The organism is Streptomyces sp. NPDC001970 (genome assembly GCF_053594115.1).
Window position 1 is genome coordinate 78,220 of record NZ_JBSFDW010000034.1, and the last position, 25,405, is coordinate 103,624.

The following is a 25,405-nucleotide window of genomic DNA, read 5'->3' on the forward strand; positions in this document are numbered from 1 at the left end:
AGGAAGCCTCAATTGCTGAGCAGGCCGCCGGTGTAGGGGTCCTCGGCGAGCAAGCGCCAGGAGTGGTGGGGGCTCCGGAACGCCTCCGGGTCGACGGCCTTCACCATCTCGTCGACCCGGCTGTGCAGCAGGGCGAGCGGGTCGAACACCTGCCAGGTGTCGCGGCCGACACCGCAGTCCCACCGGCGCCACTCGGCGCGCAGCCGCTCGTAGGTCCACAAGGCATACAGCAGCGCGGACAGGTCCCGGTTGAGATAAGCCGCGGGCCCGCCCTCGTCGTACCACTCCGGCAGTTCCAGTCGGCCGGTGGCACCGTCGAGGGCGATCACCAGGTCGTGCGGCCACCATCCGACGGCGATGTGGTCGCGCTGGTACGCACGGCCTGCGGCTGCCCCCGGTCCCTTCGACGGCTCCGCCGGTTCGTCGAAGGCGTCGGGGTGGGCCTCCACCATGGTGCGCAGCGGCTCGTCGAACGCGCAGAAGAGCTGGCAGTCGAGGGGCAGTCCGAGCTCGGTGAGCAGCCGCCGGGTCGGCTCGTGGGTGAGGCCGTCCGGTATCTCCTCGGGCCGGTAGCGGCGCACCCGGCCCTCGCCGTCGAGCTCTGCGAGCTCCTCCACCAGGTCAGGTCCGAACTCGTACGCGAGAGCGCCCGGCAGACCGGGCCGGGCGCCCCAGCACAGGGAACGCACCAGCAGCGACGTACCCCAGTGCGGGGGAGGAGAGTCGGCGGCGAACAGCTGCGGGTCGGCGGCGCGCATGCGCCGCTCGGCGGCATCGATCACCTCGGCGACGACTCCGGGCCCTCTGCGGTGCCCGAACGCATCGGCCTGCCGCGCCGCCTGCGACACCGACTCGGCTGCGTGGAGGAGCCCTGCCAAGGCGGTGAGGTCGGAGGCGAGCAGGTCGGAAGGGAGGAGGGCGGAGCGGCCGGGGTCGTGGCGGAGAGCCCTTCCTGTCCGCTCGCGGTGCGCTGCACCCGCCCGGGCGGCGAGGCGGACCTCGCCGGTCACGCCGTCGAGCACCACCCGGCTGCCGCAGTAGTCGGTCTCGCCTAGGACCAGGAGCCGCCCGTCCCCGACCACCTCGCCGCCCTCCCACCGGGTGAGCGGCTCCAGCCGGCCCTTGTGCAGGACGGTGAGGTCGAGGTCGGCGACGGCCGCGGGCAGGCCCTGCTCGCTCAGGAACCGTCGGCTCGGGCCGTGCGACAGTTCCTCCGGCAGGTCCGCCTCCGCCACCCGGCACGGCCGGCCGGCCTCTGGCCCGGCGCCCCGCCGGCTCTCCGTCGAGTCGGTACCCATGCCCCGCTGCTCCCCCTGTCGATGATCGGCGTGGCCTCGGCCTTGGCGGTCGTCGGCCGGTGATCCGTCAGCCTGGATGCGTCAGGCCGTGACCCTTACCAACTGCCACCACTGGAACGGCGAGTCGGTGTCCTCCCACTGCCGCACGTTCGCCCCGTCCTCGGCCGAGCCGTCCTCCACCTCCAGCAGCAGCCCGCTGATGTGGCTGACCAGCGTGACGGTCCCCGGCGCGTCCAGGTGCTGTTCGATCAGCCACTCCTGTGCGCCGAAGTTGTTCGCCTTCCACTGCTGGACGTTGGCGCCGTTCTCGGTCGACGCGCCTGCGACGTCGAGCCGCTTGCCGCTGTTGGTGTTGACCAGGTGGTAGAAGCCCCCACCGGCGAACGAGATGTCCCATTGCTGCGCCGGAGCCCCGGTCTCCTTGCCCTGCTGCACATTGGCGCCGCTGCCCTTGGCGCCGTTGTACACCTCCAGCACCAGGCCGCTGCCGACATTGCGCACCAGATAGCGGCCCTCCTGGAACGGAGCAGCCGCGGGGCCGTGGTTCTCGCTCATGGAGCCTCACATTACGTGAGGCGATCCGAACGGCAGCTCCCGGCTGATGAGGGCCCGTCCCACCGGGCGCCGGGACGTCGTCACGTTCGCACGAGGATCCTCAACCACCGGTCCGAGGTGCTCAACGGCTCCGCGGGCGGGCGGCGTCACCCGGCAGCCCGTCAGCCCCGGTCTGTCCGGCGGCCCGGGCCCAAGCCGATCCACACCCACTACGGCACGATCACGACCATCGCGCCCGCGGGGGACGGCACCACGATCCACGTCGGCACCGACGACGGGCGGGTCCGGACGACCAGGGATCCGGGCGCGCGAGGGCTGGACGGAGCCGGCCGAGGGCCGCCCGTGGGTGACCCGCGCCGTGGTTGACCTACGCGACAGCGACCGCGTAACGACGCGGGCCACCACGGGCTCGTCGCCGCCACGTTCGGCCTGGGCCGGGCTTCCGCGAACCGACGGTTCCCTGAGCCCGACCGTGGCCCCGGCGCCGGGTGCCCCGCCACGGTCCGTGGTCGCCGCTTCGGCGGGGCCGCACGACGTCACCGGTTCCGCGAGGGTTTCGGCCCCGGAGGGTCTCAGGAGTCGAGGACGGCGGCGACGGCTTCGATCTCGACGAGCTGGTCCTGGTAGCCGAGCACGGTGACACCCATCAGGGTGCTGGGGACGTCGTGTTCACCGAACGCGTCACGGACCACCTGCCAGGCGGTCACCAGATCCTCCTGCCGTGCCGACGCGACGAGAACCCGTGTGCTGATCACGTCCTCCAGCGAGGCACCGGCGGAAGCGAGAGCAGCCCGCATGTTCTCGACGGCCTTCGCTGCCTGGCCCGCGTAGTCTCCGACCGCTGCCGTGGAGCCGTCGTGGTTCAGCGGACACGCCCCGGCGAGGAAGATCAGGCGTGACTCGGCCGGTGCCGTGGCCGCGTAGGCGTACTCGGCGACGTCGGACAGGGCGGTGGAGCGGATCAGAGTGACGGCACGGGCCACGGTCGTGGGTCCTTTCGCATCGGGCGTGGAGCGCGGACATCCTGCCAACGCCCGGCTGCTCCCGCCCCTGCTTTTCCCGGCGCCGCTTCGCCGATCGCTCCGGACGGTCAAGGGATGCGGACGCCGGCGAGGAGCTGCTGGTGCATCCGGTCCGCGGCCTTCTTGTCCGCCTCGCCGGCGAGGGTCAGGACCTGAACGACATGGGTGTCGTCGGCGATGAAGCGAACGGAACCCACGCCCCTGGCCTTGCCCTCCGTGGTGGACAGACGCGCGTCGAGGGCCGGGCGGCCGTCCACGGTGGTCATCCGGCTGCTGGTGATGGCGATCTTCCCGCCGGGTTCCTTGTTGTAGCCCTCGACGAAGCCCTGAAGAGCCTTACGGAGAGTTTCCGGGGTGCCCGGCATGTCGTAGACACCGACGGCGCCGTTGAGCCCGTCCGAGGTCCGCATCAGGTAGATGCGACAGCTGGCGATCTTTCCGTCGCCGGCTTCGGCGCGTTTCTCGACGGTGGCCGTTTCGGGAATCTTGAAGGTGATGCCGCTGGGGGCATCGGTGCTTTCCACCCACCTGACCGTGATGACGTCGCTCCCCTGGTGGCCGTGACCGTGACCGTGGCCGGCCCGCCCGGCTTCCGCGGCGGCCACGGTGCCGGCATGCGGTGTCGCCGGGGCGGCGAATGCACTGGTGGGGAGGAGTGCACCTGCTGCGGCCAGGGCGGTGGATGCGGCAAGGATCACGAGGCGCTGCGGCCGGGAACGGTGAGTCATGGAATCACTTCCGGAAAAGGGTGACGGTAATCGTCGAACGGTCATTTCGCGCCGCCACGGCTTTTCCGGGCGATACGGGCGGGTCACCGGATCTGCGTGAACCCGTGCCTCCATTAGGCCCGGCCGATCGAATCGGGTCATGCCCCTGAATTGCGTGACAGGGGAATTCGGGACTTGACCCGAAAGAGTGGCCCTGATAGGCGCTGGCATGCTTGTCCCCATGCCGAACGACAGTGCCCTCACGCTCGCGCAGATATCCGACCCGCGCAGTGTCACCCCCGAACTCCGCAATCGGGTCGTCAGCTGCTGGATCGCGGTCACCAACGCGGGCGGTGCCGCCGGATTCCCGTTCCCGCCCGTCCAGGACGGCGACGTGGCGCCCGTCGCGGACAGGATCCTCGGCCGTCTCGGCCCGCGGCACAGCCGTCTCATCACCGCCACGTGCGACGGAGTCCTGGCCGGATGGGTCGTCCTCAACCGCGATCCCGACCGGCTCGTCGGCCACTGGGGGACGGTCAACCACCTTCAGGCCCACCCCGACTTCCGCGGACGTGGCGTCGGCTCGGCACTCATGCGCGAGCTGCGGCGGGTCGCTCGCGAGGAACTGGGGCTCGAACAGCTGCATCTCGCGGCCCGGGGCGGCGAAGGGCTGGAGGACTTCTACGGGCGGCTCGGCTGGCGTGAGATCGGACGCTGGCCCGCAGCGCTTCGCCTCGCGCCCGACGACACCCGGGACGAGGTGCTCATGATCCTCGATGCGCTCTGAGGGTGCCGGTCCGCGGCCTGCGCCGGCGGGTTCCTGGTCGAGACCCTCGAGCCTCGATCAGGAACCCGCCGGAAGAGGTGACGGAGCCGTGCGGCAGCCGGTCAGTTCCAGTCGAAGGTGTCCGGGTCCGGCCCGAGGCGCCTGCCCTCGTCGAGAGCCGCGAGGGCCGTCATGTCCTCGTCGTCCAGCTCGAAACCGAACACGTCGATGTTCTCGGCGATCCGGGACGGAGTGACGGACTTCGGGATCACCACGTTGCCCAGCTGCAGGTGCCAGCGGAGGACGATCTGCGCCGGGGTGCGGCCGTACTTCTGGGCGATCGCGACGACCGTCGGGACCTCGAGCAGACCCTTGCCCTGTCCCAGCGGGGACCAGGCCTCGGTGGCGATGCCGTGCTCGGCGTGGAAGGCGCGGGACTCGGCCTGCGCCAGCTGCGGGTGGAGCTCGATCTGGTTGGCGGCGGGGACGACCCCCACCTCGTCGATCACCCGGCTCAGATGGGCCGACGTGAAGTTGGAGACGCCGACCGCCTTCGCGCGGCCGCTCTCGTTCAGCTCGCTGAACGCCTTCCAGATCGTGATGTAGTCGTCGCGCATCGGGCGAGGCCAGTGGATCAGGTACAGGTCGACATGGTCGAGGTTCAGCTTCGACAGCGACGCGTCGAAGGCGCGGAACACGGCGTCGCGCGTCCACGTCTCCGAGGCGCTGTTCCAGAGCTTGGTGGTGACGAAGAGCTCCTCGCGCGGGATGCCCGAGGCGGCGAGGCCCCGGCCGGTGCCCTTCTCGTTGTCGTAGGCGGCTGCCGTGTCGATGCTGCGGTAACCGGCCTCCAGAGCCGTGCCCACGGCCTTCGCCGCCTCGTCGTCCGGCACCTGCCAGACACCGAAACCGAGCTGCGGCATCACGACACCGTTGTTCAGGGTGATGGAGGGGACCTTGCTCACGAGCGGTCGATCCTTACGTCGTCGTTCGGTGCTTTCTTCGGTCAACGATCTCTCCGGCGGACGGATTCCCGGGCGCCCGGAAAGTTGGCCGATACCGTTCCGGCCTTGTCCGCCGGAACCATTGACCGCGTCCCGCCATGACGTAACTCTATTGCACATCGATGAACGCGGTACATCCATGTGAACATCGGTGCGAGGTCGACGCTTTCGGGATCCTTGCCTTCGCGCCCGTACCGGGACGCGCTCACCGGGCTGTCGCGGCTCGGCGCCGGCCTCGGCCCGTGCACCCGGCTCGCGTAGCGGGAGCCGGACTGCGGACCCCCCACTCCGAACGAGGTGACGTACACGATGACCGAACCCACCAGGGCATCTCGCAGGGCCGTACTGGGCGCCGCTCTCGGCGGCGCCGTCGCGGCCGGACTGCCCGCCGCGGGCGCCGCGTCCGCGGCCTCCTGGCAACTGCGCTGGTCGCCGTCGGCGAGCAGCGACGGGCTGCGGGCCTTCGAGACCATCGAGGACGACCGGGCGGATTCGCACACGGCCGGCCGGCCGCACATCCACGCCCAGGGCGACAACTGGCGCTTCGACATGCACACCGTCGACCGCGACACCAGCACCGACCGCCAGCGTCAGGAGGTCACCGGCTGCCGGAACGGATCCTCCTACCTGCGGTGGCTGCAGGGAGAGACCTGGCGGATCACGTACGCGATGTACATCCCCAGCAGCCTGAAGGCCACCACGACCTTCACCCACATCATGCAGATGAAGCAGCCCGGCACCGGCACCTCGCCGATCGTCGTGCAGTCGCTGCGCCGGGTGGGCGGGGTCCAGACGATCGAGCTGAAGCTCTTCGCATCCGACACCCTGGTCGGCCGGACGAACCTGGCACCGCTGCACGACAAGTGGATCGACGTCGACTTCCAGATGAAGATCGGCAACGGTACGTCCGGCTCGGTCCGCTGGATCCTCAGGAACGGCTCGACGACCGTGATCGACGCGTCGAAGTCGGGCGTCGACACCTTCCTCGCGGACCGGGTGCGCCCCAAGTGGGGCATCTACCGCTCCCTCGGCGACAGTTCGGGCTCCCTGCAGAACTGCCACCTGCTCCTCACCGACCTGCGCGCGTACCAGCTCGTCTGACCCGTCCGCGAAGCGCCGTCACGAGGGCGAGGGCGAGGACGAGGGCGAGGACGTGCCTTCTCGTCCGGCTCCACCGTCTCCGGGCCCGGCGGTGGGCGAGGCCCGGCGCGGAGGGTGTGCCCCCGCGCCGGGCCGTACCACCGCTGTCAGGCGGCGGTGTACGGCCTGTCGCGCCGCGCGTCGTGGAGGACCGCAGCCCACCACTCCAGCTGGTCGAGGAGGACCTTCGCCGCCCCGTTCGGCCCCTCGGGGGCGATGAGGGTGCCTTCGGGGGAGAACAGCTCGTAGTAGCGGGGGAAGGCGACGTAGTCGCGGACCGTGTGGGCGTGCAGCTCGTTGAAGACCTGCCGCAGGTGCTCGATCGCGAGGAGACCTCCGCTCGCGCCGCTGTAGCCGACGAATCCGACGGGCTTCGTCTGCCACTGGGTGTAGTGCCAGTCGATCGCGGCCTTGAGGGCCGCCGGGAAGCTCCGGTTGTAGTCGGGCGTCACGACGACGAACGCGTCGGCCGCGTCGAGCCGCCGGGTGAGGTCCGCCATCGAGTCGGGACGGGGCAGGTTCGGGTCGAGCGCCGGCGGGACCGCCGGCAGCTCCAGCGGCAGCGGGGTGTCCGCGAGGTCGACGAGGTCCACCGTGAAGCGGCCGTGCTGCCGGGCCTGCTCCAGGAACCAGTCGGCGACGACAGGCCCGAAGCGGCCTTCCCGGACGCTGCCGCTGATCACTGCGAGGTTCAGATTCCGTGAGGTCATGCCTCCACGCTGCCGGGCGGCACGGAGACCAGGAAGGCCGGGCCGAGGCTGGTAGTGAGAGGGCCACGATCCGGGCGCCGCAGGCCTGTTACGTTCGAAGGGTGAGCGACAACGAGCTGGGCCTGTTCCTGCGCAGCCGCCGGGAGGCCGTCACCCCGGCCGAGGTGGGGCTGCCCACCGGATTGCGGCGCCGCACGCCCGGTCTGCGCCGCGCCGAGCTGGCGACGCTGGCCGGAGTCAGCGTCGAGTACGTCACCCGGCTCGAACAGGGGCGCGACCGCCGACCGTCGCCGCCGGTGCTGTCCGCGCTCGCCGACGCGCTCCGGCTGGCCCCGAGCGAACGCATCCATATGCACCGCCTGACCAAGACCGCCGACGGCGGTTTCCGCTGCATGGGCGGCGCGACGCCGGTCCGCACCGTGCGACCCACCGTGCGGGCCCTGCTCGAACGCCTGGAGCCCACCCCCGCCGTCCTGCTCAACCGGCTCGGCGAGATCCTCGCCCGCACCGGGGCGTACGAGCAACTCGTGGCCCCGATCGGGCTGCTGGACGGGGACCCGCCGAACCTCGCACGCTACGTCTTCACCGATGCGCGGGCGCGCACCGCGTTCCCCGACTGGGACCTCGTCGCCGACCAGCAGGTCGCCGCGCTCAAGCACGGTCCCTTCAGGGCCGACCCGCACATCGCCGCCCTCGCCGACGAGCTCACCGTCACCGCGGGCACGGCCTTCGCCGGACGCGTGACCTCCGTGCCCGGACTGCCGAAGGCCGACGGCATCATGCGCCTCGTCCACCCCGAGGCGGGGGAGCTGCGACTCGCGTACGAAACCCTCGACCTGCCCGCCGACGACGATCAGCGCCTTCTTGTCCACCTCCCCGCGGACGCCGCCGCGTCGGCCGCACTGGACCGGCTCACCGGGCGCCGGCCGGGGGCGCTGCGGGCCGTGTCGGGCTGACGGCTGTCCGGGCGCGCTTCGGGCGCCGGGCCCTGGTGGTGCCAGGCCATGCTGCGCCGGGCGGGGGAATGTCGTTCGCCTGTGGGGGAGGCCGCTCCTGCGTGTAACCTCGTTGATCCAACGGGCGTGTCTGCGGAGGATGTTGATGCAGAGTCAGGTCAGTCGGCGGGAACTGCGGGGGACCGACGAGCGCAGACGGCGCAGGGACCTGCGCACCAACCCGTTCCCCTCGCTCTCACCTGGTACAGCACAGCAGAATGTGGAGTCTCTGGAGCAGATACGCGCCTGGGCGGAGCGGGAGACTGAGGACGCCATCGACTGGTATCTCCGGGACAAGAGGCTCAAGCGGAAAGGTTCGCGGGGCATCCGTGCGCTGACGGTCGCCCTGGCCGTTTCCGGCGCTGTCATCCCCCTGGCCGGGGCGGCGTCCGGGGGGCAGCCGGACGCGTGGGGGTACGTGGTGCTTGCCGCCGCGGCGGGATGCAAGGGCTTCGACTACTTCTTCGGACTGTCGTCGGGATGGATGCGGGACATCAAGGCGGCACAGGCTCTGCAGCGCGAGCTCAACGACTTCCAGCTGGCCTGGAGCAGGGAACTGCTTCGCGCGTCCGATGGGACGGCCGGTGACGCTCCCGTGGCCGATGCCCTGCTGGAACGCCGCCTGGCGCTGGTGGCCGGGCTGATCGTCGCCGTGCGCGGTCATGTGGAGGCGGAGACGGCCGAGTGGCTGGCCGAGTTCAGCTCCACCGGTCAGCAGATCCAGCAACAGCAAGGCGCACTGCCGCCCGCGTGAGGAGGGGGGACGTCCAGTGCTGACGCAGCGGATGTTCACGGTCGTGATGCGGGACGGGGTCGAGCATCACATCGTGGTGGAAGCGGACGAATCGGCGAGGCTGCTGCAGATAGCGGGACGGATCGCGGACCTGTGCGACTACCGGGTGGGACCGTTCACCCCTGGTCTCTACCTGGACGACCGGCGGCTCCCTGCCGACATGACCCTTGCCCATTCCCCACTGCGCGACGGATGCCGGGTGGGTCTCGGCGGGCCTGTCCAAGGACTGCGTCCTCGCGGAGCGTCCCAGTCCCAGTACGAGATCCTGTCGCAGTACGAGGCCCTTCAACGGCATGAGCTCGTGTCGTCCGGCGCTCAGGGCACCGTCGTGTTCAGCAGGCCACCGCGTATGCGCGCCGAACGGCTCGAGGTGACGACCCATCAGCACGAGGCCTCCCGGTGGTGGGAGCGGCGCCGTCCTGGTGCCGGTCGCCCGGCCCGCTGGGTGCGGGAGGAGTTCACACGTCTCCTCCGACAGGAAGCGCAGCAGAGGAACAGGGACTTCCCGACTGCGGCGCGGCTGCTCGGCGATTTGCGGGGAGAGGGTACCCAGCTGTGGTCGCGCCGGCCGGAGGACGACGACTACCTCGAACTGCGGCTCGGCGTGGGCGAGGTCCCCTCGCAGATTGAGGGCATCGCGGAGCTCGAATACGACCACACGCTGGACGAAGTCCCGGTCACGGTGAATCTGAGACAGGTCGGCGTCCTCGGTGTCGCGGGCCGGGACGACGTACCACGCAGGCTCGCCGCGTGGCTCGTCTCCCAGGCGGCGCTGCTGCACAGCCCGGTCGACGTCGCCGTGCGGGTCATGACCGGCCATGTCGGCAGGAAGACCTGGGAGTTCGCCCGCTGGCTGCCGGCGGCCCGGCAGATGGGGGCCGGGCCCCAAGATCCCGATCCCAGGGTGAGCTGCGATCCGGCAGGGCATGCGCGGCAGATGGCGGAACTGAAGCTGCTGCTGGACGCCCGCCGCGGCTGGTCCCGGCCCGGCAGACGCGCTGGGGACGTGGTGCTGGTCCTCGACGGGGCACAGGGACTTCGGTCGCTGGCCGGAATGACCGAGGTCCTCCGTGAGGGCCCCTCGCTCGGCGTGTACGTGATGTGCCTGGACGCGGACGAACATCTCCTGCCCCCCGAGTGCGAGGCGCTGGCCGTCATGCGGCCCGATCCCCAGACGACCACCATGGACCTCGTGGCGGAGCGGGCCGGACCGGTGCAGGGCTGGCAACCCGATCTCGTCGCCTACACCTGGCTCGACGAGGCGGCCCGCTGGGTGGCACCGGTCCGCGATGTCGCGACCGCCGGGGGCGTAGGAGAGAGGGCACCCAAAGGCCTACTCGACCTCCTGGGACTGGACGAGCCGGACCGTGAGGCGATCACGGCGCGCTGGGCCGCCTCACCCCGCAGTACCAGTGCGGTTGTCGGCGAATCCGAAGGCGCCCCGGTCGCGCTCGACATCCGCCGCGACGGTCCGCACGCCCTCATCGCCGGCACGGCGAACTCGGGGAAGTCCGAATTCCTCCGTACCTGGATCACCTCGCTGGCGGTCGTGAACCGCCCGGACGAAATGTCCTTCGTCCTGATCGACTACAAGGGCGGCTCCGCCTTCCAGGAGTGCGTCGGTCTCCCGCACACTGTCGGCCTGCTGACCGACCTCGACCCGCGGACGGCCGACCGTGCGCTGCTGTCGCTCGCCCAGGAGCTGCGGCGGAGAGAGCAGGTTCTGGCCGACTCGAACACCAAGGACATCGAGGACTACACCGATCTGAGGGGCCAGGGAGCGGAACTCGATCCACTGCCGCGGCTGGTGATCGTCGTCGACGAGTTCTCCGCGCTCGCCTCGGAGCAGCCGGATCTCATGGGCGGCCTGGTGAACATCGCCCAGCGCGGACGGTCACTCGGCATCCACCTCGTCCTGGCCACCCAGCGGCCCCGTGGCGTGCTCAATCCGGAGATTCTGACCAACACCAATCTGCGCATCGCGCTGCCGCTCACCGGACCCGCCGAGAGCATGGCGGTCATCCAGGCTCCCGATGCCGGACTCCCGGGCGAAACCCGCCCCGGTCTCGCCCACGTCCGTACCGGGTCCGAGATCCTGGTGGCGCTGCAGACCTGCCTGGTGAGCCGGTCCCGGAGCACTGAGACGGGCGCCGCCGAACCGGCCGTCCGGGTGCGGGAACTGGACTGGTTCGACGCCGGTCCTGCCGTTCCCGAGCCGATCCACGCCGAGCCCGACCGAGTCGGCCCCACCGACCTCACCGTTCTCGCCGAGGCGATGCAGGATGCCGCCCGAACGCTCCGTGTGCCCCCGATCCCGGCACCCTGGCTGCCTCCGCTGCCCGTCGACATCGCACTGCCGGACGTTCCGGATCCCGAGCGGGGACGCCATCTCGTCCCCGTCGTGTACGGGATGGAGGACGTGCCCGCGGACAACGTCCAGCGTCCCGCCGTGCTCGACCTGGCGAGGAACGGACACCTCGTGGTGGCCGGTGCCCCGCGCACCGGACGATCCCAGTTGCTGCGCACCGTCGCCGCATCCACGGCCCGGCAGTACAGCGCTTCCGAGGTTCATGTCTACGGAATCGACTGCGGGGACGGTGCGCTCCAAGCCCTGACGGAGCTTCCGCATTGCGGGGCCGTGGTGACACTGCGCCAGACCAATCGCATGGTGCGGCTGCTGGGCCGCCTCACGGCCACCGTACGACGTCGTCAGGAACTGCTTGCGGAAGGCGGCTTCGCCGGGCTCGCCGAACAACGGCAGGCGGTGTCCGCCCCGCGCCGACTGCCGTACGTCCTGCTGCTCGTCGACCAGTGGGAGCGCTTCGTCGCCCACTGGGAGGCCACGGACGGCGGGCGGCTCGTGGACGACGTCCACAGTCTGCTGCGGGACGGCCCGGGCGTCGGCGTCTGCGCGGTCATTGCGGGGGACGACGGCGTGCTGCACCGACGGCTCGTGTCACGCGCCTCCAACATCCTGCTGCTGAACCAGTCCCGGCGTGACACCTATCTGGACACCGGTCTCAACGAGCGGCTGGTCCCGGACTATCTGGGGCCCGGCCGGGCCGTCCGTGCCGACAGCGGAACCGAACTCCAGGTCGCGCTGCTGCCAGGGTTGCCCACCCGGCGCGGGCAGACGGATGCACTCGTCGAGTACGCCCAGGCCGCACGGGAACGCGACGCGGACGTACCGCCCGCCCTGCGGCCGTTCCGGATCGACAGCACCCCCCTCGCCGCCGACCAGTTCCACGTCGGCCCCGGCAAAGGACGCCCCATCGGCCGCGAGGACGTTCTGGCGGCACTGCGCGACTGCTTCGCCACCGGCGGGTCCGCCGCCCTGCTCGGTCCCCGGCGGGCGGGCAAGACCTGGGTGCTGGAGGAACTCTCCAGCAGGCTCAGGGCGGACGAGGTGCGATCCGTCTACCAGGTCGTGGTGCCGCTGCCGGCGGGCGCGGTGGACACCCCGGACGCCTTGGCCGTCCTGCTCGACCGGGGCATACGCTCCGCGGACCGGCCGGCCGAGGCACTCCTGGACAAGGCGAGTGAGCGGAAGGGCGCCGACCGGTTGGTGTTCCTGCTGGACGAGGTCGGACGACTTGCCGACTACCACCCCGCGGCGGTTTCCTGGCTGCGGGATCTCGGCCAGGCAGGGGCCTGCCTGATCTACACCGGAACGGAGAAGGACTGGAACCGCGTGGTGAGCTGGGCGCTCACCGCGCCGGGATCGAGCTTCGGCAATGACGTGAACGTTCGCTCGCTCGGTCCGCTCGACAGCCGTGACGCGCTGGGGTTTCTCACCGGGACTGCCGCCAATCTCGGCGTCGACATCGCCCCGGAGCGCACGGGGTCTCAGATACTGGAACTCGTCGGCACCTGGCCGTTCTATCTCCAGGTGATGGGCGACGCAGTGGTCCGCGCAGTGCAGCGAGACGATCTGCGGCCACTCACAGGACCCGAGGCGCTGCGCGACCTCGCCGACCGGGTACTGCTGGACGGCTGGACCCAGAACTTCGAGGCCCGCTGGGCCGAGATCGGCCCGGCGGGCCGGGCCGCGCTGCTGGCCAGCCCGGGCGTCGTGCCCGGCGACCCGGCCCGCGCCCAGCGCAACGACCTGCGCGAAGTGGGGCTGCTGCGGCAGGGGGAAACCTGGCTGACCGACCGCCCCTTCTTCGACTGGATCGCCCGCAACGAGATCAAACTCCGTGATGGGGAGCAGCGCACATGAGCCGATTCCGGCCCAGCCAGTCCTACCAGCCTCGGCTCGACATCAGATTCACCGGAGGGAATGTGCCCGTCTGGGCGCGCCCACTGGCCGAGGGGCAGATCCCCAACTGTCCCGCGTGGCTCGTGGTGATGCCGCGCAGGGCGGGCAAGACCTGGCTCGCGCATGCCCTGGCACATGCCCGTGCGCACGGCACCACTCGCCATGTCGACCTGCGGTCCGCCGACACTGTCGTGCGCAAGCTGCGCCTCGGCTGTCTGCTCGGCAGGAAGTCGAAACCGTCGCTGCGCAGCGGGGAACTGCTACTCATCGACGAGCCCGCGCTCGCTGCTCCTGGCACGGCCGGCGTGGACCCGGCGGCACTCGCCGCGGGACTCACCCAGGTGCGGGAGGCCGGGGCGGTGCCAGTGGTCTTCGCCACGCCCGCCGAACACGCCCTGCTCGCTCCGTATCTGGGAGCCGACGCGCCCAAGGATGTACTGCACCCGCCGGTGCTCGGCGCCGAGGAGTGCGCGCGGATGGCCGGAAGGGCACCGGAGTGGGCACCGGCACTCGTGCAAGAACTGAGCGAGCAGGAACCCGCCTGGCTGCACACGCCGTTCCTGCTCGAACTCGTCCTGCACATCGCCGAGGAGCATGCGGAGTACCGGGGCGATCTCGACGCGCTGCTCCGTACCGCCGTCGACGAGGCCGTGCACCGCCACGCCTACATCGGCCAGTGGTTCCACAACGGTCTTGCCGCCGAGCACCGGGCGGCCCTGCGCGCACGACGCTGGCAGAGCGCGGGGCTCTCCGCCGCCGTGGACGGCGAGCGCACCGCCGCGGAGCGGCGTCTCGCCGAGGACCCCGTCCTCGCGCGGCACCTCCCGGCGGTACTTCGGATTCACCACATCACGGACCTCCACCACGGCGGCAGTCTTCGTTCCAACGTCGACGCGAAGGACGTCTCGCAGGCCGGGCAGCGGCTGGCCGCACTCGCCGGTGCGGGCTCACCGATGGACAGCTACCTGGACCACATCCGTCAGCTCGCTGGACAGGACCGCGCGCCACACCTGGTCATCGTCACCGGCGACCTGGTCAACCGCCCCGTGGACGAATTCGGGGAGACCGCAGTCCGCTGGCTGGCGGAGCTGGACGGCATGCTGGCCGCGCACCCCGATCTGGGAGCGGACGCACCGAGGATCGTTCTGGTCGGCGGCAATCACGATGTGTCGTGGGATCTGTGCCTCGATCCCGAACCAGCCGCGCGGCACCGCTGGTTCGCCCGCGTGTTCGATGGCTACCCGCACCCCGACCTGCACCTCGCCGACCATGGTGAGCGGCGGCTGTACGTCCGCTATCCCGATGCCGGACTGCGGATCGCCCTGCTCGGTACCGCGGAGTCCGGGGGCGAAGCGGCCCGGGATCAGGACAGGGACCGGCTGCTCGATGCCCGGCAGCGGTTCGTCGCAGCGGGCGACGACGCGGCGGTCCATGAGCTGATCCTGGACTTCGAGCGCCATGATCCCGGGGTCATCGCACGTGCCGTCCTCGACCGGCTGGCACCCGAGCCCGGCTATGTGACGGTTGCGGCGCTCCACCACCCGCTTTCGCCGGTGCCCGCGGTGGAAGTCGCCCCCTACTCCGGCGTGGTCAACGCGGGCCCTGCCAAGCGTGCCCTCGCCGCCGCGACCACATCGCTGGTGCTGCACGGCCACACGCACCTCGCGTTCTTCGCCGCGGAGCGGTTGCTCGGGATGCGGCCCAGCTGGACGACCCGGATCGCCGGGGCGCCGACGCTGGGCAGCCGCGAATCGGACGAACAGAACGGCTACAACGAGGTGTTCATCGCCAGAGAAGGCGGCGATCACGCCATGGCCCTGCGGACCGTGCGCTTCGACGGAGGGCAGTGGGCGCCGGAGGACGCGATCGCCTTTCTGCCCGGGGCGCCGGACGAATCCACGATCGACGAGCTCTGCCAGGACCGGGCGGAGACACCGCGATGACGACGACTGCTCACGTCGTCGTGCCGAGGTAGGCGTCCCGCACCTTCGGGTCCGCACGGACCCCGGCAGGGGTGCCCTCGGCCAGGACCTCGCCCAGGTCCAGGACGACGACGCGGGCGCACAGCTCCATCACGAAGGCCACGTTGTGCTCGACGAGCAGGACGGCGCAGTTCTCCTCGACCGCCATGTGCCGTACGACGGCCGCGAGGTGGGTGCGCTCGTCCGCCGTCATGCCGGAAGCCGGTTCGTCGAGCAGCAGCACGTGCGGCGGGTCGGCGAGCGCACGGGCCAGTTCGACCATGCGGGCCCGGCCGACGGGGAGAGCACCGGCGTACGTACCGGCCAGGCCGTCGACCCCGCACGTCTCCAGGACGGACGCGGCGCGGGCCCGGCGCTGTGACGGGGCGGCGCGCCGCCACTCCTGCGCGACGAGCAGATTGTCCGTCACCGTCAACTGTCCGAAGAGCTGCTGCCGTTGGAAGGTGCGCCGCATTCCGTGTCTGGCCCGCCAGACGGGGGAGCGGCGCGTGATGTCCGCGCCCTCCAGGACGATCCGGCCCTCGTCCGCCCGGCGGATACCGGACAGCACGTCGAACAGGGTGGTCTTTCCCGCCCCGTTCGGCCCGATGAGCCCGCAGATCTCGCCGGGCCGCAGACCGATGCCGACCCTGTGGAGGGCCCGCACCCCGCCGAACCGCACCCCGATGTCCCGTGCCTCGAGGAGATATCCGGTCACCGCGCGACCCCCTGCCGTCCGATCCCCAGATACGCCTCGGTGAGCCGGTCCGTCTCCACCTCGGCGCGCGGGCCGCACCAGGCGACCCGCCCCTGCGCGAGGTACGCCACGGTGTCGGCGATCCCGAGCACCTCGGCGGCCTTCTCCTCGACGAGCAGCAGCGCGGTGCCGGCCGCCCGGAGCTCGGTGAGCAGCCGGAACACCTCCTCGACGACGCGCGGGGCGAGCCCGAGCGACGGCTCGTCCGCGACCAGCACGGCGGGCGGCCGCTGGAGGAGCGGCGCGAGGGCGAGCATCTGCTGCTCCCCTCCGGAGAGCGAGCCGGCGTGCACGGTACGGCGGGCGGCGAGTTCGGGGAAGCGTTCGTAGACGGCGTCCCGGGCGTCCTTGTCCGCCAGTTGCAGCGCCAGGTTCTCCTCGATGGTCAGCCCGGGGAAGATCCCACGCCCCTCGGGCGCGAGCAGCACTCCACGCCGCGCCCGCCGCACGGCTCCGTCGCGGGTGACCTCCCGCCCCCCGACGAACACGCTCCCTCGGCGCACCGCGAGCACCCCGGCGGCAACCGTGCACGCGGTGGACTTCCCGGCCCCGTTGGGCCCGAGCACGGCGAGTATCTCCCCGCCGTGCACGGCGAGATCCACGCCCTGCAGGACAGCGGCCCCGCCGTACCCGGCGTGCACCCCGCGCAACTCGAGTGCGGCCACGGCCCCTTCCTCCACCGGCGGCGCAGCACCGCCGCCGGGCGTACCGTTCGGGCTCTGCGCCTGCGGCGCGGAGCCGCCGCTCTCCGGGCTGAGGGGGCCCTGCCCCCGCGCCTCGTCCCCCCGCGCTGCAGGGGCTGGGGGCCTGCCCCCGGTTTCGGGCAGGGCAGGGGTGGGGGAATCGCCCCCGGGCCTGCCCCGCCCACGAGAGCGTTCCCGCCGCGCGTGCAGTCGCATCGGCAGCGCCGCGCAATACCCGTCGGGGTCGTTCGCCAGCGCCAGCCCCGCCAGGCCGAAGAGGATGACCGGCAGATGGGCGGACTCCGTCACGTACTGCGCCATCACGTGCGGAACGAGCGCGAAGACCAGCCCCGCCACCACCGCGAACTGCGGCCTCCGCACACCCGCCGCGACCACGACCGCCAGCCACACCAGACCCGTCATCGCGGTGAAGTCCGTCGCCGTGATGCGGGTGTTGTACGACGCGTACATCACGCCACCGAACCCCGCGAGCCCCGCCGACAGCGTGAACAGCAGCAGCTTCGTCCGTACGACCGACACGCCCGACGCGAGCGCCGCCGCCGGCGCGGACCGTACCGCGAGCATCGCGCGGCCGGTCGGCGAGTTCCGCAGGGCGCTCAGCGCGGCCACCACGGCCGCCACCAGCACCACCAGCGCGACCCCCATCGCCCGGTCGTCGCCCAGGTCCACGGGGCCGAACACCGGGCGGGGGATCTCCCACCCCGTGTCGCCGTTGCGGAGCCACCGGAACTGGAAGATCACCTGGTCAGCCAGAAACGCCAGGGCCAGCGTCGCGAGCGCCAGCGAGCGGCCGCCCAGGCGCAGGGCCGGGAGTGCGACGACGGCGCCCAGCACCGCCGCCACGCACGTGCCCACGGCCGCCGCTGCCGCGAACGGCCAGCCGTGGCTCATCAGCAGGCCCGACACCAGCGCCGCGCCCGTCACGAACGTCGCCTGGGCGAGCGAGACCATCGCGCCGAGCCCCGTCACCACCGTGAAGGACACGAAGACGAGCGAGATCGCCAGGCCCTGTGCGAGGATCCCGCTCCAGAACGGGGTCGTCACCGTGTAGAACGCGCCTGCCAGAAGACCACCCGCGCACACCCACACGCCCCAGCGGCGCGCCCAGGACCGCCCCGCCAGGTAGTCGACCGGCGGCGCGTCCGCCGCCGCCGTCCCCGCCGCGCGCCTGCGTTGCGCCATCATCAGCAGTCCCGCGAAGAGGATCAGGAACGGTACGGCTGTGCGGAATCCGGTGATCCCCTCGGCGAACGACGCGTAACCGGCGACCAGGTTCTGCAGCACCCCGAGACCCAGCCCGCCCGCGAACGCCAGCGGCACCGAAGCGAAGCGCCCCAGCACCGCCGCCGTCGCCGAGACGAAGAGGAAGAGCGTGTAGTCGTGCGCGGAGAGTCCGAGCAGCGGGGTGGCCAGCACACCCGCGAGCCCCGCAAGCCCCGACGACAGCATCCACGCGATCGACGACAGCCGGTCCGCGCTGATCCCGCGCAGCTCCACGAGTCCGCGGTTGTCGACGGCCGCCCGCAGCCGAAGGCCGAGCCGGGTGTGCCGCATCAGCGCCCACAGGCCGGCCGCCGTCACCGCCGTCGCCACCCAGGTGATCAGCTGGTCGGAGTCGATGCCGACGCCGTCCACCGGCTGCCAGGACACGGCCGGGCTCGGCCCGACGCCCGGCAGGCCGTACTGGTTCTCGGCGGGCAGCACGGGTGCGCCCGCGCTCCCGAGCAGCTCCACCACCCACAGTCCCGCGGCGGGAAGTGCGACCAGGAGCCCGATCGTTGCGACGATCTGCGCCGTCTCGCCGACGCGTGCGAGCTTGCGGAACATCAGCCGGTCGAGCCCCCACCCGATCCCGGGGGCCACGACGAACACCAGCAGCAGCGCGGTCGGCACGGCCGGCCAGCCGAAGCCCGAGTGGAGTTCGTAGAAGGCGAGCGCGCACAGATACGCGGTCGCGCCGTGCGCGAAGTTGAACAGACCGGAGGCGGAGTACGACAGCACGAGCCCTGTCGCCAGCAGCGCGTACAACGCACCCGAGACCAGTCCGCTCAGCACGAAGCCCAGCAGGTCACCCACGATCCGCGCCCCCTACCGGAACGGGATCGGCGGATAGCACGTGAAGGGCGACGACACCTCGTACCGCCCGTTCCTCAGCTGCACGAGCGCCCCGCAGCCGAAGCTCTCCTTCTGGCCCTTGGGCTCGGCCCGGTCGCCGACGAGCGTCCCGGTGTCGGAGAAGGAGGCGGCGGCCTTCTGGAAGGACTCGACGGTCAGGTCCTTGCCCGACTTCCCGGCGATCGCGAGGAAGAGGTCCGCCGACATGTATCCGGTCATCATGTGCATGTTCAGCGGGACGTCCTTGCCGCCCGCCGCCTTCCTGATGTCCTCCTTGAACTGCTGCATCGCGGGGCTCGACGACTCGAAGGGCTCGAACTGCAGCAGCACATGCACACCGTCGAGCGCCTGCCGTGTCGCGTCCTTGGTCAGCAGCCCCGGGTCGTAGTCCGTCGGATCGGAGATGACCCCCCTGAAGCCGGCCCGCTTCAGCGCCGTGAACAGCCCGATGTTGTACGGGGTCTGCATCACCGACACCACCGCGTCCGGCGCCTTGCCGCCGTTCGACCGCAGGATCTCCTTCGTGTACGCCGACCAGTCGCTCGGCGGCGACGCCGCGGGCACGACGGCCTTCGCGTACGAGACCGTGTAGCCGGCCGCCGTGAAGCCCTGCGTGAAGGTGCGGATGCCGAACTTGCCCGCGTCGCTGTCTGCGGCGATCAGCGCGATCGACCTGCCCTTGGTCCCGCCGAGTACCGAACCGAGACCCTCCGGCCAGGTCTGGTTGAGCGCGCCACCCGGCATGGGGACGAGACAGCCGTTGAAGCCGTAGATGTGCTTGGGCCCGCAGAAGGAGGGCAGCGTGCCCCAGCCGAACGTCGGCACCTTCTGCTGCTCGAGGAAGTCGGCGCCGGAGAACGTCACCGAGCTCATCGGCGCGACCGCGAAGACCTTGTCCTGCTGGACCAGTTTCCGGGCGGCGGCGAGGTTCTTGGCCGGATCCTGACCGTCGTCCTCGGCGCCCAGGTACTCGATTCTGCGGCCGTTGACACCGCCCTCGGCGTTGGCGCGGTCGTAGCGGGCCCTGGCGCCGAGGTCGGTGTCCTTCTTGGAGTAGCCGCTGGCGGTGGTCATGGAGACGATGCCGCCGACCTTGATGGAGTCGGCCGTCACGCCACGTGCGGATGCCCCGCCCTTCCCGGTCGGTTCGCCGGACGTGGAGGCGGAGTTGCAGGCGGTGGCGAGCAGCAGCGCTGCGGCGGCTGCGGCGATGGTGCGGATCGGTCGCAACACGTTCGGTCCCTCCGTCGAGTGCCCAGATTGTGTGCTCGACCTGATGGACCGTCAATAACTGACGCATCATCAATTGATGGTGCGTCAGCAGGTGGACCGTGCCCGGCGTCTCAGTGGTACAGCGCGTCCACCTCGGCCGCGTACGCCGTCTCGATCGCCTTCCGCTTCAGCTTCAGCGACGGCGTCAGCAGCCCGTGCTCCTCGCTGAACGGGTGTGCCAGTATCCGGAACGTACGAATGGATTCGGCCTGCGACACCAGCGTGTTGGCGGCCACCACCGCCCGCCGGATCTCCATCTCCAGATCCGGGTCGCGCACCAGCTCGGACGGCGACATCGGCGGCCTGTTCCGCATCGCCAGCCAGTGCTCCACCGCCTCCTGGTCCACGGTGACCAGCGCCGCGATGTACGGCCGGTCGTTGCCGACGACGATGCACTGCGCCACCAGCGGATGCCCCCGCACCCGCTCCTCCAGGCCGATCGGCGACACGCTCTTGCCGCCCGACGTCACCAGGATCTCCTTCTTGCGCCCGGTGATCGTGAGATAGCCGTCCTCGTCCAGCGAGCCCAGATCGCCCGTGGCCAGCCAGCCGTCGTTGAGCACGGCGTCCGTCGCCTTCGGGGCGTTCAGATAACCGGAGAAGACCTGGGGGCCGTGCAGCCACACCTCCCCGTCCTCGGCGATGTGCACCGTCGTCCCCGGGATGGGCTGTCCGACCGTTCCGTACTTGGTGCGCTCCGGCGGGTTCGCCGTCGCGGCCGCGCTCGTCTCGGTGAGTCCGTACCCCTCGAAGACGGTGACGCCCGCGCCCTCGAAGAAGAGGCCGAGCCGCCGGTCCATGCCCGAGCCGCCGGACATCGCGTGCCGCACGCGTCCGCCCATCGCCTCGCGGACCTTGTGGTAGACGACCTTCTCGAAGAACTGGTGCTGCAGCCGCAACGCCGCCGACGGGCCGGGCCCGAGTCCGAAGGCCCGGTGCTCCATGGCCTCCGCGTACCGCACCGCGACATCGGCGGCCTTGTCGAACGGGCCGGTCCTGCCCTGGGCCTCCGCCTTGCGCCGGGCGGCGTTGAAGACCTTCTCGAAGATGTACGGAACGGCCAGGATGAACGTCGGCCGGAACGCCGCGAGATCCGGGATGAGGGCGCTGGCCTGCAGCACCGGCTGGTGCCCCAGTTTGACCCGGCCGAGGATCGCCGCGACCTCCACGATCCGCCCGAAGACGTGCGCGAGCGGCAGGAAGAGCAGTGTCGCGGCCTCGTCGCCCGGCTTGGAGTGGAAGACGGGCTCCCAGCGCCCGATGAGCGTGACGACCTCGTACATGAAGTTGGCGTGCGTGATCACGCACCCCTTGGGGCGGCCCGTCGTCCCCGACGTGTAGATGACCGTCGCGACGGACTCCGGCGTCACCGCCCTCCGGTGGCGGTGCACCACGTCTTCGTCGATGCGCTCGCCCGCCGCGAACAGTTCGGCGACGGCGCCCTTGTCCAACTGCCACAGCCGCTTGAGATGCGGCAGCCGGTCGATGACCGAGCCGATCGTCATCGCATGGTCCTCGTGCTCGACCATGCAGGCGGACACCTCGGCGTCGTGCAGCATCCAGAAGACCTGCTCGGCCGAGGACGTGGGGTAGATGGGGACGGACTGCGCGCCCACCGTCCAGAGAGCGAAGTCGAAGAGGGTCCACTCGTAGCGGGTACGGCACATGATCGCGACCCGGTCGCCGAACCGTACGCCGTGGGCGAGCAGGCCCTTCGCCAGGGCGAGCACGTCGTCACGGAACTCGGCCGACGTCATCTCGCCCCACTGGCCGGCGTCGTCCTTGCGGCCGAGCGCGACCCGGTGCGGATCGGTCTGGGCGTGATCGAACACGGCATCCGCCAGCCCGCCGACAGGTGGTGCCATCGCCAAGGGTGGAACCGTGAACTCACGCAATGACCTGCTCCTTGTGGCGCTCCGCACAGCGCCGGTGACGGTACCCCACCGGGCCGACGTGGGGGAGGGCCTTCAACAACTCGGCACATATCGCATCGCCGCTGGTCAGCAGACCGGATATGGCCAACGGTGGACGCCCCGGGGGCCGTTCTGACTGATGAGTAAGTAAGGTCGGGTGGAATCTGCACCGAATCTGTACGCAGAGAACACGCCCGCTCTACGCGCGTTTGAGGATCGGAGCGGTCCGCGTCTCACGCCCGCGTCCGGGCGTCCGTGCCTCACGTTTCGCGTCTGCCGCTTCGCCTCTCGCCTCTCGCCTCTCGCCTCTTGCGTCTCGCGTTGCGCGTCGTGCGTTTCAGTGGGAGCCTGCCGGACGGTGCAGCCGGTCGCCGCCCGCGAGGATCGCGGTGGCGAGCGCGTCCGCGGCCTCCCTGGTGCCGCGCGGCACACCCGCCCGGTGGCCGTGGAGCAGGACGAAGTCCACATCGCCCAGCTCCGGCAGCCCGGCGCGCGCGGGGACGGGGGTGAGGCCCGGCGGGATCAGCCCGCGGCTGTGGGCCATCACGCCGAGGCCCGCCTGCGCCGCGGCGACCAGTCCGCTGAGGCTCGCACTCGTACAGACGATCCGCCACGCGCGCCCGTGCGCCTCCAGGACATCCAGCGCGCGGGTGCGGGTGATGCCCGGCGGCGGGAAGACGATCAGCGGGACCGGACGGTCCGGGTCCAGCCGCAGCCGAGGCGCGCCGATCCAGGTGAGGCTGTCCTGCCAGACCAGCTCGCCGACGGTGCTTCCGGCTCGGCTGCCGGGGCCGGCCGCAGGGCGTTTCGCGAGGACCAGGTCGAGGCGGCCGGCCGCCAGCTGCTCGTGCAGCGTGCCCGAGAGCTCGACCGTCAGCTCAAGGTCGACCTCGGGATGGTCGCGGCGGAACGCCTCCAGAATCTCCGGGAGCCGGGTCAGGACGAAGTCCTCGGACGCCCCGAAGCGGAGCCGGCCGCGCAGCCGGGTGCCGGTGAAGAACGCCGCCGCGCGCTCGTGCGCCTCCAGGATCGTCCGGGCGAAGCCGAGCATCGCCTCGCCGGCCTCCGTGAGCTCCACGCTGTGGGTGTCCCGGGCGAACAGCTGCCGGCCCGCCGCGTCCTCCAGCCGTCGCACATGCTGGCTGACCGTCGACTGGCGGATGCCGAGCCGGCGGGCGGCCTGCGTGAAGCTCAGCGTCTGGGCGACGGCGAGGAAGGTGCGCAGCTGGGCGGGGTCGTACACACCACCAGGTTATCGAGAAACGCAATGACAGTCTTTGAGTGGTGTGCGGGATTCCCGATCGCGGCGCGAGCGAGCAGGATGGTGGGGGTACGACCTGAACCGAGAGCAAGTGGAGCACATGAGTCGCCGCACCTCCTTCCGACTGCCGTCCCGGCTGCCGGTGGACCCGTACGTCGCGGCGCTGCTCGGCACCGTGCTTCTCGCGGCACTGCTGCCGGCGTCCGGTACGGCGGCCACCGTCGCCGACGGTGCCTCCACCGGGGCGGTCGGCCTGCTCTTCTTCCTCTACGGTGCGCGGCTGTCGACCCGGGAGGCGCTGGACGGCCTGCGGCACTGGCGCCTGCATCTGACGGTGCTCGTGAGCACCTTCGTGGCTTTCCCGCTGCTCGGGCTCGCGGCGCAGGGACTCGTCCCGGCCGTCCTCACTCCGCAGCTCTACGGCGGCCTTCTCTTCCTGTGCCTCGTGCCGTCGACGATCCAGTCGTCGATCGCGTTCACGTCGATCGCCCGCGGCAACGTGCCCGCGGCGATCTGTGCCGGCTCCTTCTCCAGCCTCGCGGGAATCGTCCTCACGCCGCTGCTGGCCGCGCTGCTCATCGGGCAGAGCGCGGGCGGCTTCTCGGCCGGGTCGCTGCTGAAGATCGTGTTGCAGCTGCTCGTGCCGTTCCTGGCGGGGCAGGTCCTGCGGCGCCGGATCGGGCCCTTCCTCGCCCGGCACGGGAAGCTGCTCGGGTACGTGGATCGCGGCTCGATCCTGCTCGTCGTCTACGCCGCCTTCAGTGAGGGCATGGTCGCGGGCGTCTGGCACCAGGTCACGCCCTTGCGGCTGGGCGCGCTGCTGCTCGTCGAGGCGGTGCTCCTCGCGGTGATGCTCGCGCTGACCTGGTACGTACCGAAGCGGCTCGGTTTCGACCGGGCGGACCGCGTCGCGATCCAGTTCGCCGGCTCCAAGAAGAGCCTCGCCGCCGGACTGCCCATGGCGAGCGTCCTCTTCGGCGCGCACGCGAGCCTCGCCGTGCTTCCGCTGATGCTCTTCCACCAGATGCAGCTGATGGTCTGCGCGGTCATCGCCCGCCGCCGCGCCCACGACGACCTCGCCGGGCCCGCGCCCGGCAGCCTCGCCCCCACACCGGCCCGCGTGCCGGCGGGGCGCTGACACCTGGGCGCTGCCGGTACCGCGTGGTGGTTGGTGGGCCTGTGTGTCGGTCCTCAAGTGCCGGACGGTCTTGAGGTGTGGTCCGGGGCCGGACGGCGAGCCCGGGTGTCCGTCCTCGATCGCCGGACTGGCCGGAAGCGGCCGGTACCGACCGGGCGGCACGGGCGTCGTCGGCAGGCGCCGCGCCCCGGTACGGCGCAGTCGGCCTGCGTGTCCGTCAGCAGGCGTCGGACGGGCTCCAAAAGAGCGCCAAGTCCCGCACGACCGCCAGGGCGTAGAGGGCGGGGGACCGAGGCGGAGGCCCGGACAAGCTCCCCCGCCGGCGTTTGAGAACGGGTGTGGGGGCTCGCCCGCCCGCACTTCGGGAAGGGGCGGGGGTGCCTCGATGTGCGGCTCCGCCGCGTGGGCCCGCGAGGGCGCCTGGCAGGATCGGCGGGTGAGCGCACATCCCGCACCGCCCTTCGCCGCCCGCCGCCCTTGCACCCTCGTCGTCTGCCGCGGCTGCTGCTGCGGCGACGTCCGCAAGCACCCGGGCACGGACCATGACGCCCAGCTGCGGCGGCTGCGCAAGGCGGCCGCCGCCTCCGGCGGGCGGATATCGGTGCGGACCAGCGACTGTCTCGGTCCCTGCGGACAGGCGAACGTCGTCGTGGTGCAGCCCTCCACCGAGGCACGCCGGCGCGGAGCGCGCGCTGTCCGGATCGGGTTCGCGCTCGACGACGACGCGACGGCCGACATCCTGGCCTGGGCGGAGTCGGGCGGCCCGGGCGCCGCCGAACCGCCCGCGACGCTCGCGCTCCAGATGATCCCGGCCCCGTCCCCCGGCGACGGCCGCTGAGGCCGGGACCGCCGAGGCGAGGCCTACCGACGCGGCGGGCGTTCACCGAGACTTCGGCGGGGTGTTGCCCACAGAGGGCCAAGGGGCGGATGGGCCGGCCCTAGACGAGCCATTCCGAATGCTGACGGTGTGTCCGGGAACGCAGACAGGGCGTCCAAGATCGTTGTGTGACGAACAACCTAGACGCCCTGCTGA

General features: G+C 71.3%; 19 protein-coding genes. 8 read left to right on the top strand and 11 right to left on the bottom strand.

Annotation, left to right across the window (positions count from 1 at the left end; genetic code table 11):
* Positions 1-8: 8 nt before the first annotated feature.
* From ACWCP0_RS32150 to ACWCP0_RS32165, 4 genes are all read right to left on the bottom strand, one after another.
* Positions 9-1,298: an SUKH-4 family immunity protein gene (locus tag ACWCP0_RS32150; RefSeq protein ID WP_451082274.1), complete on the bottom strand. Its 1,290-nt coding sequence runs from the start codon at positions 1,296-1,298 to the stop codon at positions 9-11.
* Positions 1,299-1,379: 81 nt separating this feature from the next.
* Positions 1,380-1,853 carry an RICIN domain-containing protein gene (locus ACWCP0_RS32155; RefSeq protein ID WP_451082275.1) on the bottom strand — a complete coding sequence of 158 codons (474 nt, stop codon included), beginning with the start codon at positions 1,851-1,853 and terminating at the stop codon, positions 1,380-1,382.
* A gap of 572 nt (positions 1,854-2,425) precedes the next feature.
* Positions 2,426-2,836: a RidA family protein gene (locus ACWCP0_RS32160; protein WP_451082276.1), complete on the bottom strand. Its 411-nt coding sequence runs from the start codon at positions 2,834-2,836 to the stop codon at positions 2,426-2,428.
* 107 nt (positions 2,837-2,943) lie between these two features.
* Entirely contained in the window at positions 2,944-3,744 is an 801-nt protein-coding gene (locus ACWCP0_RS32165) for a hypothetical protein (RefSeq protein ID WP_451082277.1), read from the bottom strand.
* A 79-nt stretch (positions 3,745-3,823) separates the two neighbouring features.
* Between ACWCP0_RS32165 and ACWCP0_RS32170 the strand changes: the two genes are divergently transcribed.
* Complete coding sequence (locus ACWCP0_RS32170; protein WP_451082278.1) at positions 3,824-4,369, top strand: N-acetyltransferase family protein; 546 nt, start codon at positions 3,824-3,826, stop codon at positions 4,367-4,369.
* A 101-nt stretch (positions 4,370-4,470) separates the two neighbouring features.
* Here the strand turns inward: ACWCP0_RS32170 and ACWCP0_RS32175 are convergent, their stop codons facing one another.
* Positions 4,471-5,313, bottom strand: a complete 843-nt coding sequence (locus ACWCP0_RS32175) for an aldo/keto reductase (protein WP_451082279.1) — start codon at positions 5,311-5,313, stop codon at positions 4,471-4,473.
* A gap of 348 nt (positions 5,314-5,661) precedes the next feature.
* Here ACWCP0_RS32175 and ACWCP0_RS32180 point away from each other — a divergent pair, with 348 nt between their 5' ends.
* The gene (locus tag ACWCP0_RS32180) at positions 5,662-6,453 is read left to right on the top strand and encodes a Tat pathway signal sequence domain protein (protein WP_451082280.1); all 792 of its coding nucleotides are present in this window, start codon (positions 5,662-5,664) and stop codon (positions 6,451-6,453) included.
* A gap of 146 nt (positions 6,454-6,599) precedes the next feature.
* On the opposite strand, the gene ACWCP0_RS32185 is transcribed toward ACWCP0_RS32180, so the two are convergent.
* Positions 6,600-7,202, bottom strand: coding sequence for an NADPH-dependent FMN reductase (locus tag ACWCP0_RS32185; protein ID WP_451082281.1), 603 nt, complete (start codon positions 7,200-7,202; stop codon positions 6,600-6,602).
* A gap of 101 nt (positions 7,203-7,303) precedes the next feature.
* On the opposite strand from ACWCP0_RS32185, the gene ACWCP0_RS32190 reads away from it, so the two are divergent.
* The 4 genes from ACWCP0_RS32190 to ACWCP0_RS32205 all read left to right on the top strand — a co-directional run bounded on the left by ACWCP0_RS32190 (position 7,304) and on the right by ACWCP0_RS32205 (position 15,194).
* Positions 7,304-8,158, top strand: coding sequence for a helix-turn-helix domain-containing protein (locus ACWCP0_RS32190; RefSeq protein WP_451082282.1), 855 nt, complete (start codon positions 7,304-7,306; stop codon positions 8,156-8,158).
* A 145-nt stretch (positions 8,159-8,303) separates the two neighbouring features.
* A complete protein-coding gene (locus ACWCP0_RS32195; RefSeq protein WP_451082283.1) occupies positions 8,304-8,951 on the top strand; it encodes an SLATT domain-containing protein in 648 nt (215 codons plus the stop codon).
* Between the two features lie 16 nt (positions 8,952-8,967).
* Positions 8,968-13,212, top strand: a complete 4,245-nt coding sequence (locus ACWCP0_RS32200; RefSeq protein WP_451082284.1) for an FtsK/SpoIIIE domain-containing protein — start codon at positions 8,968-8,970, stop codon at positions 13,210-13,212.
* Complete coding sequence (locus ACWCP0_RS32205) at positions 13,209-15,194, top strand: metallophosphoesterase family protein (protein ID WP_451082285.1); 1,986 nt, start codon at positions 13,209-13,211, stop codon at positions 15,192-15,194. Before ACWCP0_RS32200 ends, ACWCP0_RS32205 begins: the two co-directional genes overlap by 4 nt.
* A gap of 10 nt (positions 15,195-15,204) precedes the next feature.
* On the opposite strand, the gene ACWCP0_RS32210 is transcribed toward ACWCP0_RS32205, so the two are convergent.
* The 5 genes from ACWCP0_RS32210 to ACWCP0_RS32230 form a co-directional block, all read right to left on the bottom strand.
* Positions 15,205-15,930 (bottom strand): ABC transporter ATP-binding protein, encoded by a 726-nt coding sequence (locus tag ACWCP0_RS32210; RefSeq protein WP_451082286.1) that lies wholly within the window; start codon positions 15,928-15,930, stop codon positions 15,205-15,207.
* The gene (locus tag ACWCP0_RS32215; protein WP_451082287.1) at positions 15,927-18,749 is read right to left on the bottom strand and encodes an ABC transporter permease subunit; all 2,823 of its coding nucleotides are present in this window, start codon (positions 18,747-18,749) and stop codon (positions 15,927-15,929) included. The genes ACWCP0_RS32210 and ACWCP0_RS32215 overlap by 4 nt, the downstream gene beginning before the upstream one ends.
* Before the next feature lie 12 nt (positions 18,750-18,761).
* Positions 18,762-20,021, bottom strand: coding sequence for an ABC transporter substrate-binding protein (locus ACWCP0_RS32220; RefSeq protein WP_451082288.1), 1,260 nt, complete (start codon positions 20,019-20,021; stop codon positions 18,762-18,764).
* A gap of 110 nt (positions 20,022-20,131) precedes the next feature.
* Positions 20,132-21,931, bottom strand: a complete 1,800-nt coding sequence (locus tag ACWCP0_RS32225) for an AMP-dependent synthetase/ligase (protein ID WP_451082289.1) — start codon at positions 21,929-21,931, stop codon at positions 20,132-20,134.
* Positions 21,932-22,310: 379 nt separating this feature from the next.
* Positions 22,311-23,216, bottom strand: coding sequence for a LysR substrate-binding domain-containing protein (locus ACWCP0_RS32230; protein ID WP_451082290.1), 906 nt, complete (start codon positions 23,214-23,216; stop codon positions 22,311-22,313).
* A gap of 118 nt (positions 23,217-23,334) precedes the next feature.
* Between ACWCP0_RS32230 and ACWCP0_RS32235 the strand changes: the two genes are divergently transcribed.
* Both ACWCP0_RS32235 and ACWCP0_RS32240 read left to right on the top strand, forming a co-directional pair.
* The gene (locus ACWCP0_RS32235; protein ID WP_451082291.1) at positions 23,335-24,372 is read left to right on the top strand and encodes a bile acid:sodium symporter family protein; all 1,038 of its coding nucleotides are present in this window, start codon (positions 23,335-23,337) and stop codon (positions 24,370-24,372) included.
* A gap of 436 nt (positions 24,373-24,808) precedes the next feature.
* Positions 24,809-25,210, top strand: coding sequence for a (2Fe-2S) ferredoxin domain-containing protein (locus ACWCP0_RS32240; protein WP_451082292.1), 402 nt, complete (start codon positions 24,809-24,811; stop codon positions 25,208-25,210).
* Positions 25,211-25,405 lie beyond the last annotated feature (195 nt).

What these genes read in the sequence shown, in the direction of transcription:
- ACWCP0_RS32170 (WP_451082278.1), top strand. Translation starts at nt 3,824, where the DNA reads ATGCCGAACGACAGTGCCCTCACGCTCGCGCAGATATCCGACCCGCGC.
- ACWCP0_RS32235 (WP_451082291.1), top strand. Translation starts at nt 23,335, where the DNA reads ATGAGTCGCCGCACCTCCTTCCGACTGCCGTCCCGGCTGCCGGTGGAC.
- ACWCP0_RS32185 (WP_451082281.1), bottom strand. Translation starts at nt 7,202, where the DNA reads ATGACCTCACGGAATCTGAACCTCGCAGTGATCAGCGGCAGCGTCCGG.
- ACWCP0_RS32205 (WP_451082285.1), top strand. Translation starts at nt 13,209, where the DNA reads ATGAGCCGATTCCGGCCCAGCCAGTCCTACCAGCCTCGGCTCGACATC.
- ACWCP0_RS32165 (WP_451082277.1), bottom strand. Translation starts at nt 3,744, where the DNA reads ATGACCCGATTCGATCGGCCGGGCCTAATGGAGGCACGGGTTCACGCA.
- ACWCP0_RS32180 (WP_451082280.1), top strand. Translation starts at nt 5,662, where the DNA reads ATGACCGAACCCACCAGGGCATCTCGCAGGGCCGTACTGGGCGCCGCT.
- ACWCP0_RS32150 (WP_451082274.1), bottom strand. Translation starts at nt 1,298, where the DNA reads ATGGGTACCGACTCGACGGAGAGCCGGCGGGGCGCCGGGCCAGAGGCC.
- ACWCP0_RS32195 (WP_451082283.1), top strand. Translation starts at nt 8,304, where the DNA reads ATGCAGAGTCAGGTCAGTCGGCGGGAACTGCGGGGGACCGACGAGCGC.
- ACWCP0_RS32155 (WP_451082275.1), bottom strand. Translation starts at nt 1,853, where the DNA reads ATGAGCGAGAACCACGGCCCCGCGGCTGCTCCGTTCCAGGAGGGCCGC.